The sequence below is a fragment of the Xanthobacter autotrophicus genome, from assembly GCF_005871085.1.
GTDB lineage: Bacteria > Pseudomonadota > Alphaproteobacteria > Rhizobiales > Xanthobacteraceae > Xanthobacter > Xanthobacter autotrophicus.
In genome coordinates, this window is the sequence record NZ_VAUP01000009.1 from 54,873 (window position 1) to 65,705 (window position 10,833).

Here is a 10,833-nt window from a genome sequence, read left to right on the forward strand (position 1 = left end):
GGCCGCCATGGACGAGCTGATCTTCCGCCTCGCGGTCGCGCTCGCCATCGGACTGGTGGTGGGGGTGGAGCGGGGCTGGCGGGAACGCACCGAGCCGCCCGGAAGCCGCACCGCCGGCGTGCGCACCTATACCCTGTGCGGCCTGCTCGGCGGCGTCAGCGCGGCGCTCTCCCAAGCACTGGAGAGCCCAGCCGTCTTCATCGCCGCAAGCCTCGGCTTCGCCGGTGTCTTCGCTGGCTTCAAATATCGCGAGATGGTGAAGGACAACGATTTCGGCATCACCGGCATCATCGCCGCCATGCTGGTGTTCGCCCTCGGAGCGCTGGCCGTGGCGGGCGACCCGGCCGCGGCGGGCGCTGCCGCCATCGCCGCCACGGGGCTTCTGGCGGCGCGCGAAATGCTGCACGGCCTTCTCGCCAAGCTCACCTGGGTGGAACTGCGCTCGGCGCTGGTCCTGCTGGGCATGACGGTGATCGTGCTGCCCCTGCTGCCGGATCGCACCCTCGACCCATTCGACAGCATCAACCTGCGGCAGATCTGGCTGTTCATGGTGCTCACCGCCACGATCTCCTTCGCCGGCTATGTGGCGGTGAGGGTGGCGGGGCCGGAAAAGGGCATCCTCATCAGCGCTCTGGCAGGCGCTCTGGTGTCCTCCACCGCCGTCACCATCGCCTTTGCCCGGCGCGCGGCGGCCGGGGAGCCAACCACCTTGCTTGCCGGCGGGGCGGCACTGGCGGCCATGGTCTCGCTGTTGCGCGTGCTGGCGATCTGCATGGTGGTAGCGCCCAGCCTGCTCACCACCCTCGCCCCGCCGGCGCTGGCGGCGGCCCTGGCCTTTGCGATCGCGGGCGGCCTCCTGGTGCGCCATGCTGGGGATGCGGAGGGCGAGGCCAGCCTCGGCAACCCGTTCGAACTTGGCCCTCTCGCCGCCTTCGCCGGGATGTTCGGCTTCGTCTCGGCGGTCAGCGGCATCCTCCTGAAATATGTGGGGCCGGGCAGCCTTTACCTCGTCAGCGCTGTGGCCGGCATCGTAGACGTGGACGTGCCGTCCCTGAACGCCGCTCGGCTCGCGGGCAACGGCCTGTCGCTGCATGGCGCCGCCCTCGCCATCCTGATCGCCATGGGCATGAACGCGCTGGGGCGGGTGGGGTTCGCGGCGGCGGCCGGTCCCGCGGGCTTCACCCTGCGTCTTGGCTCGGCCACTGCCGCTGCAGCGGGAGCGGCGCTTGTCGTCCTGCTGATCGTGCAGGGGTGGTGATCGCTTCCGGTCGCTCGACGGGAGAGGCCGCATCTGGCTTGATGCACGCGTGAACATAGCCCTGCCGAATCGCCTCTTCCTCGACGTCGCCCGCTCCGCCACCGGCCGCACCTGGCGCGAGCGCTTGGACGTGCGCGGCGCCCAGACCGCCCTCGCCATGGCCCAGCGCACTGGCATCAGCGAGCTGCTGGCCCGCGTGCTGGCCGGCCGCGACGTGCCACTGGATGGGGTGGAGCAATATCTTGACCCCTCCATCCGCAGCCTTCTGCCCGATCCCGACACCCTCACCGACATGGGCGCCGCCGTGGCGCGCCTTGCGCATGCGGTGACGAGCGGCGAGCAGGTGGCGGTGTTCGGCGACTATGACGTGGACGGCGCCTGCGCCACCGCCCTCATGGTGGGGGTGCTGCGGGCGGCGGGGCTCGACCCGCTGTTCCACATTCCCGACCGCATCTTCGAGGGCTATGGCCCCAATGTGCCGGCCATCGAGCAATTGGCGGCGCGGGGCGTCACGCTGCTGGTGACGGTGGATTGCGGCACCACCTCCATGGAGCCTTTGGCCGCCGCCCGGCGCCTCGGCATGGATACGGTGGTGATTGACCACCACCAGTCCGGCGAGCGCCTGCCGGAGGCCGCCGCCATCGTGAACCCCAATCGGGAGGACGACCTCTCGGGCCTCGGCCATGTGTGCGCGGCGGGCCTTGCCTTCGTCACCGCCGTGGGGCTGGTGCGGGCGCTGCGCCAGAGCGGCCATTTCAACACCACCCGCCCGGCCCCGGACCTGCTCGAGACGCTGGATCTGGTGGCGCTCGCCACGGTGGCGGACGTGGTGCCACTGAAGGGCCTCAACCGTGCCTTCGTCACCAAGGGCCTCCTCGCCATGCGGCGGCGCGGCCGCATCGGCCTCACCGCGCTGATGGATGCGGCCCGGCTCGACGGGCCACCGCGCCCGTTCCACCTCGGCTTCCTCATCGGCCCGCGTATCAATGCCGGCGGGCGCATCGGCGAGGCGACGCTGGGGGCGAAACTCCTCCTCACCCAGGACCCGGCCGAGGCCCGCCAGATCGCCGCCGAGCTGGACCGGCTCAACGGCGAGCGGCAGGAGGTGGAACGCGCCATCCTCGCCGCCGCCGAGGCGGAGGCCGAGGCCGCGCTGGGCCTCAGCGACGAAGGCTCAGTGATTGTGGTGAGTGGGGATGGCTGGCATCCCGGCGTGGTGGGTCTCGTGGCGTCGCGGCTGAAGGAGCGCTTCCAGCGCCCCGCCTTCGCCATCGCCTTCAACGGTGAGACCGGCACCGGCTCCGGCCGCTCGCTGCCCGGCGTCGACATCGGCCGCGCCGTGCGGGCGGCGCTGGAGGCGGGACTGCTGGTGAAGGGCGGCGGCCACGCCATGGCGGCCGGCCTGACCGTGGAGCGCTCACGCCTCGGCGCCTTGCGCGCCGCGTTCGAGCAGCGCCTCGCCGCCGACGTGGCGCGGGCGCGGGCCGAGGGCACCCTCTCCATCGACGGCGCGCTCACCGCTCGGGGGGCGACGACGGACCTTGTCGAGATGGTCTCCCGCGCCGGCCCGTTCGGCGCCGGCAATGCGGAGCCGGTGTTCGCCTTTCCCGGCCACCGCATCAGCTATGTGGAGAGCTTCGGCGCCGGCCATGTGCGGGCGCGCATCTCGTCCCCGGACGGCACCACCCTGAAGGCCACCGCCTTCCGCTGCGCCGAGGAGCCCCTGGGCCGCGCCCTGCTGGCCGCGCGCGGGCGGCCTCTGCATGTGGCCGGAAGCCTGGAGCTGGACACCTGGCAGGGGGAGACCCGCGTCGCCCTGCGCATCCGCGACGTGGCCGAGCCGGGCTGAGGCGCGGCCCGCGTGGTGGTCCTGACCATGCGCCGGACGGTTTAATCCATCTGATCGATACTATCTGAAGGGTTCTTGCGTGAAGGGACTGCTCACGATCCTGCTCTGCTTCAATGCCGGCTTCGTGGATGCGGCCGGCTTTGTCGCCCTCGGCGGGCTATTCGCCGCCCACGTCACCGGCAATATCGTGATCATCGCAGCGGCTGTGGCCCATGGCGATATGCCGTCGCTGGCCAAGATCATCGCCATTCCGGTGTTTGCCGTGGTGGTGATTGCTTCGCGGCAGTTCAGCCAATCCATGGCAGCCCGCGGTCGGGACGATTTCCGCATGCTGATGGCGGTGAAGCTCGTGCTGCTCGCCCATGCGGCGCTGGTGGCGGTTCAATCGGGGCCCTTTCCCGATCCAGACACGACGGCCGCCACCATGATGGCGATGACGCTTGTCAGCGCCATGGCGTTGCAGAACGCGCTCCACCGCACCCACCTCACCGACACGCCACCCTCGACCGTCATGACCGGCACGCTCACGCAGATCCTGCTGGACCTGAGCAGTCTCTGGCGGCCGGTGGCGGGTGCCGATGTGGCGCAGAACCGCGCCCGCCTCGCCCGCATGAGCACGAATCTGGGCGCCTTTACCTTGGGCTGCGGGACCGCCGGCCTGCTCTATCTGACCGTGGGCATGTGGTGCATGCTGCTGCCGCCGCTGGTCGCTGCGGCGGAGATCTTCACTTTGGGGCCGGACAAAAGCGCCGTTGGGGTCGGCTGAACCCCCGCCCTGCCCTCACCGTTCCTCGGACACCCGGAGCGCGGCGCGGCCGGTGATCTTGCGCTTGCGCGGGGCCGGCGCGATGGCCGGTTGATCCTTGGCGGCCTCGTCCTTCGCAGCCACATCCTTGCCGGCGGGCGCCTTCCTGGACGCCGCTTTCTTCGCCGGCTTCTCGGGCGCAGCGGCGGGCGCACGGCTGCCATCAGCAAGGGCGAGCAGGGCCTTGATGCGATCCCCCGGCTGGGCCAGCGCCGGCCCGTGGGGATCGGCGCGGGTGAGCAGGACCTTGGTCTTGGGCGCGGGCACGCCGTCCAGCGCCTCGGCGAAGGCCGCAGGACCGAGCAAAGTGCGGATCTGCCGGACCTCATCCAGCGTGGTGCCGTCGGCGATCAGCTGGGCGCGCACGATTTCGTTCACCGCCTTGCGCGCGGCATTTCCGGCGGCGGAAAACAGCGCGGCCTTGTCGCCGATGGCCCCGATCAGCCGGAAGAAATCGGTTTCCTCACTCATCGAGCCGTCTCCGTGTCTCGCTCACGAGGTCGCGCACCTGACCCAGCGCCCGGTTCCACTTTTGCTCGAACGTGGGCGCATAGGGAAAGTTCTCCGGATCCATGGCCCGCTCGATGGACGCCTGGTTGTCCACCTCCAGATCGAACATCTCGAACACTGCGTCCGGCTCGTTCGCTTCGTTGCGCAGGCTGGCGAGGGTCTCGCGATGCTGGATCTTGTTGCCGTTCACCCGGCTCGCCAGCACCACCGGCCGTCGCTTGGGCTGCGGCAGCGCGGAGCGGGTGACGTGGGCATTCTCCCACACCGAGGCGCGGAAGGCATCAAAGCCGAGAGTGGACAGATAATCGGGGATGGTGGGCACCACCACCATGTCGGCAAGGCGGATGGCCACCTCGGTGAAGGCGGAGATGCCAGGGGCGCAATCGAACACCACATAATCGTAGCGTGTGCGCAGCAGGGCCAGCGCTTCCTCGAGCACCTTCAGCGACTGGCCTTCCAGCGAGCGGATGCCGTAATTCTTCTCGGTGAGACGCAGCACGATCTCCCGCTCCAGAAGGCGCAGGCGGGGGCTGGCCACCACCATGTCGATGGCCAGCGGCTCGCCGGCCTTCATGACGTGGGAGATGTCGCGCGCCAGATAGTCGGTGATGGGGGTGCGGTCGCCATAGAGCAGACGGTCGGCGAGGAAGGATGTCACCGACCGGCGCTGTTCCAGAATGACCTTCAACTGGTCGTCCGGGGCGAAGCAATAGGAGGCGTTGGCCTGGGCATCGAGGTCGAGCACCACAACCCTGTGCCCGGCCTCGGCCAGCCCTTCCGCCAGCATGACCACCGTAGTGGTCTTGCCGACGCCCCCCTTCATGTTGGCAACCGCGATCACTCGCCCGTCAGCGTCCGCCATCGGTGCCTGCCCCGCCCGTTTGTGCGTCGCAACATAACGGGGGAGTGAGGCCTGCTCAATACAACCCGGTCAATAAAGCCCGGTCAGATAGTAGAAGCCGATGACGAAAAATACCGCCATCGTCTTGATGAGCGTGATGGCGAAGATATCGCCGTAGGACTGACGGTGCGACAGCCCCGTCACCGCGAGCAAGGTGATGACCGCGCCGTTGTGCGGCAAGGTATCCATGCCGCCCGAGGCCATGGAGGCCACGCGGTGCATCACTTCCAGCGGAATGCCATGGGCGTGGGCCTGGGCGATGAACTGCTCCGACATGGCGGCCAGCGCGATGGACAGGCCCCCCGAGGCCGAGCCGGTGATGCCGGCCAGCGTCGTGACGGTGATCGCCTCGTTGATGAGCGGGTTGGGGATGGCGCTCAGCGCCCCCTTGATGACGAGGAAGCCGGGCAGCGCCGCGATCACCGCGCCGAAGCCGTATTCCGTCGCCGTGTTCAGGCTGGCGAGCAGCGCGCCGGAGACGGCGTCGCGGGAGCCACCGGAGAACTTGCCGGCGATGGCCTTGAAGCCGAACACCGCCACCGTGAGGATGCCCAGCAGCAGCGCCGCCTGCACCGACCAGATGGCGGCCCAGGTGCCGGTGGGCACGCTCACCGCCGCCCCGCCGTCCACCAGGGTGGCGCTGGCGGTGGGGCCGAACCAGCCGGGGATGAGCTTGGCGAAGACGAGGTTGGCGATGCCCACCACCACCAGCGGCAGCAGCGCGAGGAAGGGTGAGACCAGCGGCACGCTGGTGTCCACCACCACCTCGTTCATGTGGCCCTCGCCATAGCCCTCACCCTTCCGCTGCGCCTGGCGGCGGCGGAACTCCAGGTAGCTCATGCCCACCACCACCATGAAGATGGAGCCGACAATGCCGAGGATGGGCGCGGCATAGGCCGTGGTCTTGAAGAAGGTGGTGGGGATGATGTTCTGGATCTGCGGGGTGCCGGGCAGCGTATCCATGGTGAAGGAGAAGGCGCCGAGCGCCACCACGGCCGGCAGCAGACGCTTGGGAATGCCCACCTGGCGGAACATCTCGGCACCGAACGGGTAAATGGCGAACACCACCACGAACAGCGACACGCCGCCATATGTGAGCACCGCGCCCACCAGGACGATGGACAGGATGGCGCGCCCAGGGCCCAGCAGCTTCACGATGGAGGCGACGATGGAGCGCGAGAAGCCGGACAGCTCGATGAGCTTGCCGAACACCGCGCCCAGCAGGAACACCGGGAAGTAGAGCTTGATGAAGCCCACCATCTTTTCCATGAACAGGCCGGAAAAGATGACGGGCACCGCCGACGGATCCGTCAGCAGGACGGCGCCGATGGCCGCAACGGGCGCGAACAGGATCACGCTGAAGCCCCGATAGGCCACCAGCATCAGGAAGCCGAGCGCGGCAAGGCAAATGAGGAAGCTCATGGGATATCCGGGAATCGAGATGGGAAAATAGTAACGGGAGGTTGGGAAGCTACCCTGCCCTATAATCTTTGGCGACTAGACTTGAGTTTGTGTCCCCAGCGTCAGCTGCGCCGGCTCAAGAACACCCGTTAAGAGTGCGGACGGCGCTCCTGCGGACCCACGTGGAGCCGGCAGCGAAACGGGGAATCGTCGCGACAGGCACACTGCCGGAGCCACCCCGTGCGGATCCCCCACGCCAATGGTCGACCTGCACCTCAGCCGGGACACGGCGCACGGGCCACCCATAGAGGCGTGAGCGCGGCAGGATCAGCGGCCCGCTGTCCTGCCGAGCGGAATTTCCGTTGCACGGAACGACCCGTTGCAAGACCTTACCGGCCGCGCTCTTGCCGCGCGCCTGTCCGCCTTCCGACCAGTTGGTGGCCATGCAGCCGGCTCGCGGTCGCGGACATTGGATCTGCAGAAACGCGCGATTGATACCGGGATACCCCCTTTACTTCAACATTCCAATAATCGATAGAGTGTTCACATGAGTTTCGACGCAAAGCGTTTGCTCACGGACAGGCAGGTGGAAGAAGCGGCGGGGATGTTCTCTGCGCTTGCCGATCCCCAGCGCCTACGGCTGCTCATCCTTCTCGCCGGCCGGGAAATTTCGGTTTCCGAGCTGGCGGCGGCGCAGGGGGAAAAGCTGTCGACACTGTCCGCGCGGCTCAAGGTCCTGCACGCGGCGCGCCTGGTGGGGCGCCGTCGGGAGGGCAAGTCGATCCTTTACCACCTGGCGGACGACCATGTGCTGGCGCTCGTGTCCAGCGCCGTCGACCACGCCTGCGAGACCCATTGAGCACGAGGGTGAAGCCGATGTCCGAGACCTGCAAGATCCACCCCGACCATCCGCACCGGCACGGCCCGGGCTGCGGCCATACGGCGGTCCGCCACGGCGATCATCCGGACTATCTCCACGACGGCCACCTGCATCACATGCACGCCGACCATGTGGATGAGCATGTGATCGAGGTGAGCGCCATCAACCCGCACCGCTGCACCCCCGACCACGTCTGCGCCGGCCACGAGAAGGGCCATGTGCACGGCCCCGGCTGCGGCCACGAGGCGGTGCCCCACGGCGACCATGTGGATTACCTGGTTGACGGCCACCTGCACCATCCGCACGGCGACCATTGCGACGACCACGGCCCTGTCGAGATTGTCCGTGGCTGAAAACGCGGGGATGGCTGGCCTGTGGTGAGCAGCCTGCCCCCGGCTCGGTTCAAGACGGCTGCGCCCGGCGAGGACGCAGCCGTTTCCGCATCACGGCATGAGGGCGATCTGGTCCAGCCCCAGGGTCTCGGGGAAGCCGAGCACCAGGTTCATGTTCTGCACCGCCTGGCCGGAGGCGCCCTTCACCAGATTGTCCAGGGTCGAGACGAGGATCGCGCGGCTGGGATTGCGATCGGCGGCAACCCCCAGGAAAACCATGTTCGAGCCGCGCACATGCCGCGACTGGGGCACCTGCCCGAACGGCAGCACATGCACGAAAGCCTCGCCCTTGTAATAGTCGGCGAGGATGGAATGCAGGTCCTCGGCCCGCACCCCGGTGGTGCGCACGAAGATGGTGGCGTAGATGCCCCGGTTCATGGGCGCCAGCACCGGCACGAACATGGGCGCCACGGGACGGCCCGCCGCCTTGGAGAATTCCTGGTCCAGCTCGCCCATGTGCCGGTGGCCGGTGACCGCATAGGCGTGGATGCCCTCCGAAACCTCGGAGAACAGCATGGCCTCCTTGGCGGAGCGGCCGGCGCCCGACATGCCGGTCTTGGAATCCACCACGATGCTCTCGGGATCGATGGCGCCGGCTTCCAGCAGCGGCACGATGGGCAGGATGGCGGTGGAGGAGTGGCAGCCGGGATTGGCGACCAGCCGCGCCTTGCGGATATCCTCGCGATAGATCTCCACGAGGCCGAACACCGCCTCCTGCTGCAGCTCCAGCGCCTGGTGGGGATGGCCGTACCACTGCTCGTAGGCGCCGGGATCCTTCAGGCGGAAGTCGGCGGACAGATCCACCACCTTCACGTTGGGCGCCGCGTCGAACACTCGTCTGATGACAAGCTGGGTGGTGGCGTGGGGCAGCGCGCAGAACACAAGGTCCACGGCCGTGAAGTCGACCTCGTCGATGGTGATGAGCTTCGGGAGCGCAAACGGGGCGAACTGGGGGAACACCTCGGCCATGGTCTGGCCGGCCTTCCTGTCGGCCGTGAGGGCCACCAGCTCCACGCGGGGATGGCGCAGCAGCAGGCGCACCAGCTCGGACCCGGTGTAGCCGGAAGCCCCGAGAACTGCGATCCGTGCCTTTGCATCCGCCATTGTGGCTCTCCATCATCGGCGCTCGGGGGTTCTGCGCCGGCGCCGGGCGTCGCTGTCTACACCGCTTTTTGCGACGAATGAAGGACACACCGCCCACGGTTCCGGCCAAACCGCCGGAAACGCCCGTGCAGCCCCTCCCTACAGCGCCTCGGCGGCGCGGGCCGGACGCAGGCCGAGGGGAAGCAAGACCTGCACCCGCGCGCCATGGGGTTCCACGCGCGCTACGAAGATATCGCCCCGCATCGCCTCTACCCGGCTGGCAAGGCTGGCGAGGCAGGGCGAAGCACCGTCCGCCTGCGGCGGCGGGTCCGGAAAGCCGGACCCGGCATCGCTGATGGTGAGCACGAGGTAGCCCTCGCAGGTCTGCGCGTGCACCGCCTGGTCAGCGCCGCCGCCATGCCGGAAGCCATTCGACAGGGCCTCTTGTACGATACGAAAGGCACTTACCTTCAACGACTTGCGCACCTGGGGCGGCAGAGGGTCCAGACGCAGGGCCACCTTCCCGCCGGTGATCTTTTCGTGACCCGCCACAGCGAGCTTGATGGCGCCTTCTAGGTCCTCGCCCTCAAGCTCGGGCAGCGCCAGCCCGCCGGTGATGTCGCGCAGCTCCGCCACCACCTGCTGCATGTCGGCGCCCAGCCCCCGCCCCGCATCGCTCTCCCCCAGCCGCAGCGCGAGGATGGCGAGGCGCTGGATCGGCCCGTCATGGATGTCGGACCCCACCCGCGCCAGAGTCTTCTCGATGGCGACCATGGCATCGTGGCGCGCCTGCTCGGCGAGGCGCGCCAGCACCGCGCTGCGCCGCCCAAGGCGACGGGCACGCTGCGCCTGCCGCACCAAGGCCGCCTGCTGCTGCTCGATGGTCGCCGCCGCGTTGGTGACGAGCAGATAGAGGAAGGCGACCATGACCACGGTCGCGGCGCCCACGATGGGCCAGGTCTTCATGCTCTCGGCGCGCGCAAGGCGATCAATCTCGCCGCTGCGCTGGTCCGCGCCGCCAATGGCGACAATCGCGCCAGTCAGCGGATTGAATATGGGCGCGTAGACCCGCATCACGGCGCTGTGCTCGGCGTGGAAGGCGGCTCCCCGAGGTCGCACCATCGTCTCGCCGGCGAGCACGCCCGTGCGGACTTCCTCCGGCAGCACCTGTTCCATGGCGTGGCGACGGGTGGAGAAAACCTGGTTCCCCTGCGTGTTCCAGACCGTGATCGCCGCGAACTCCTTGCCAAGGCTCCCGCCGATCTCGGCGGTCAGCCGCCGCGCGGCCTCGCCGCTCCCTGGGTCCGGATTGGACAAAAGCTCGCCCACATGGTCGCCCAACACGTCGTCGAGGAAGCGTCCGGTGGCGGCGATGGCGCTTTGCCGCCAATCGGTTTCGATGCGTCCCTGGATCCATGTCCCCAGCACCAGCATGGATGCGACGAACATGAGCGATGCGGCCAGCAGGAACTGGACGCGTAACCCCAACCGCCGCCACAGACCGACTAAAGTCCCGAGACGTAGTACCGACCAAAGTCGGTTCTTGTCGAGACCAACAGAACTAGGGATTCCCCGGTAATGGGCGGACCCAGAGCGCGAGACCTTCTGGTCTATGCCGTTTTCCACGACGTGTTCACCATCACGACGACTGGTGCAATCAGGGTAGCGGCAATTTCGCCTTGCGCCAAAGAAATAGTGGCCACCGCGAAACATCCCCGCACCGCTGAAAGTCTTGTGCCCTGCGGGGAAGAATT

General features: G+C 68.2%; 10 protein-coding genes. 5 read left to right on the top strand and 5 right to left on the bottom strand.

Annotation, left to right across the window (positions count from 1 at the left end; translation table 11 throughout):
* Positions 1 to 7 precede the first annotated feature (7 nt).
* From FBQ73_RS03300 to FBQ73_RS03310, 3 genes are all read left to right on the top strand, one after another.
* Entirely contained in the window at positions 8 to 1,258 is a 1,251-nt protein-coding gene (locus FBQ73_RS03300) for an MgtC/SapB family protein (RefSeq protein WP_138398103.1), read from the top strand.
* Between the two features lie 49 nt (positions 1,259 to 1,307).
* Positions 1,308 to 3,107 carry a single-stranded-DNA-specific exonuclease RecJ gene (recJ, locus tag FBQ73_RS03305; protein WP_246089540.1) on the top strand — a complete coding sequence of 600 codons (1,800 nt, stop codon included), beginning with the start codon at positions 1,308 to 1,310 and terminating at the stop codon, positions 3,105 to 3,107.
* Between the two features lie 79 nt (positions 3,108 to 3,186).
* Positions 3,187 to 3,873: a YoaK family protein gene (locus FBQ73_RS03310; protein ID WP_138398104.1), complete on the top strand. Its 687-nt coding sequence runs from the start codon at positions 3,187 to 3,189 to the stop codon at positions 3,871 to 3,873.
* 15 nt (positions 3,874 to 3,888) lie between these two features.
* Here the strand turns inward: FBQ73_RS03310 and FBQ73_RS03315 are convergent, their stop codons facing one another.
* The 3 genes from FBQ73_RS03315 to FBQ73_RS03325 form a co-directional block, all read right to left on the bottom strand.
* A complete protein-coding gene (locus FBQ73_RS03315; RefSeq protein ID WP_138398105.1) occupies positions 3,889 to 4,383 on the bottom strand; it encodes a hypothetical protein in 495 nt (164 codons plus the stop codon).
* The gene (locus tag FBQ73_RS03320) at positions 4,376 to 5,284 is read right to left on the bottom strand and encodes a ParA family protein (protein WP_138398106.1); all 909 of its coding nucleotides are present in this window, start codon (positions 5,282 to 5,284) and stop codon (positions 4,376 to 4,378) included. The genes FBQ73_RS03315 and FBQ73_RS03320 overlap by 8 nt, the downstream gene beginning before the upstream one ends.
* Before the next feature lie 69 nt (positions 5,285 to 5,353).
* The gene (locus FBQ73_RS03325) at positions 5,354 to 6,745 is read right to left on the bottom strand and encodes a GntP family permease (RefSeq protein WP_138398107.1); all 1,392 of its coding nucleotides are present in this window, start codon (positions 6,743 to 6,745) and stop codon (positions 5,354 to 5,356) included.
* A 526-nt stretch (positions 6,746 to 7,271) separates the two neighbouring features.
* Here FBQ73_RS03325 and FBQ73_RS23055 point away from each other — a divergent pair.
* Together FBQ73_RS23055 and FBQ73_RS23060 are read left to right on the top strand one after the other, a co-directional pair.
* Positions 7,272 to 7,583 carry an ArsR/SmtB family transcription factor gene (locus tag FBQ73_RS23055; RefSeq protein WP_246089541.1) on the top strand — a complete coding sequence of 104 codons (312 nt, stop codon included), beginning with the start codon at positions 7,272 to 7,274 and terminating at the stop codon, positions 7,581 to 7,583.
* Positions 7,584 to 7,600: 17 nt separating this feature from the next.
* Positions 7,601 to 7,957 (top strand): hypothetical protein, encoded by a 357-nt coding sequence (locus FBQ73_RS23060; RefSeq protein ID WP_246089542.1) that lies wholly within the window; start codon positions 7,601 to 7,603, stop codon positions 7,955 to 7,957.
* A 90-nt stretch (positions 7,958 to 8,047) separates the two neighbouring features.
* Here the strand turns inward: FBQ73_RS23060 and argC are convergent, their stop codons facing one another.
* The gene (gene argC, locus FBQ73_RS03335) at positions 8,048 to 9,100 is read right to left on the bottom strand and encodes an N-acetyl-gamma-glutamyl-phosphate reductase (protein WP_138398108.1); all 1,053 of its coding nucleotides are present in this window, start codon (positions 9,098 to 9,100) and stop codon (positions 8,048 to 8,050) included.
* Between the two features lie 138 nt (positions 9,101 to 9,238).
* Complete coding sequence (locus tag FBQ73_RS03340; RefSeq protein WP_170218729.1) at positions 9,239 to 10,567, bottom strand: sensor histidine kinase; 1,329 nt, start codon at positions 10,565 to 10,567, stop codon at positions 9,239 to 9,241.
* Positions 10,568 to 10,833 lie beyond the last annotated feature (266 nt).

What these genes read in the sequence shown, in the direction of transcription:
- argC (WP_138398108.1), bottom strand. Translation starts at nt 9,100, where the DNA reads ATGGCGGATGCAAAGGCACGGATCGCAGTTCTCGGGGCTTCCGGCTAC.
- FBQ73_RS23055 (WP_246089541.1), top strand. Translation starts at nt 7,272, where the DNA reads ATGAGTTTCGACGCAAAGCGTTTGCTCACGGACAGGCAGGTGGAAGAA.
- FBQ73_RS23060 (WP_246089542.1), top strand. Translation starts at nt 7,601, where the DNA reads ATGTCCGAGACCTGCAAGATCCACCCCGACCATCCGCACCGGCACGGC.
- FBQ73_RS03325 (WP_138398107.1), bottom strand. Translation starts at nt 6,745, where the DNA reads ATGAGCTTCCTCATTTGCCTTGCCGCGCTCGGCTTCCTGATGCTGGTG.
- FBQ73_RS03300 (WP_138398103.1), top strand. Translation starts at nt 8, where the DNA reads ATGGACGAGCTGATCTTCCGCCTCGCGGTCGCGCTCGCCATCGGACTG.
- FBQ73_RS03320 (WP_138398106.1), bottom strand. Translation starts at nt 5,284, where the DNA reads ATGGCGGACGCTGACGGGCGAGTGATCGCGGTTGCCAACATGAAGGGG.
- FBQ73_RS03315 (WP_138398105.1), bottom strand. Translation starts at nt 4,383, where the DNA reads ATGAGTGAGGAAACCGATTTCTTCCGGCTGATCGGGGCCATCGGCGAC.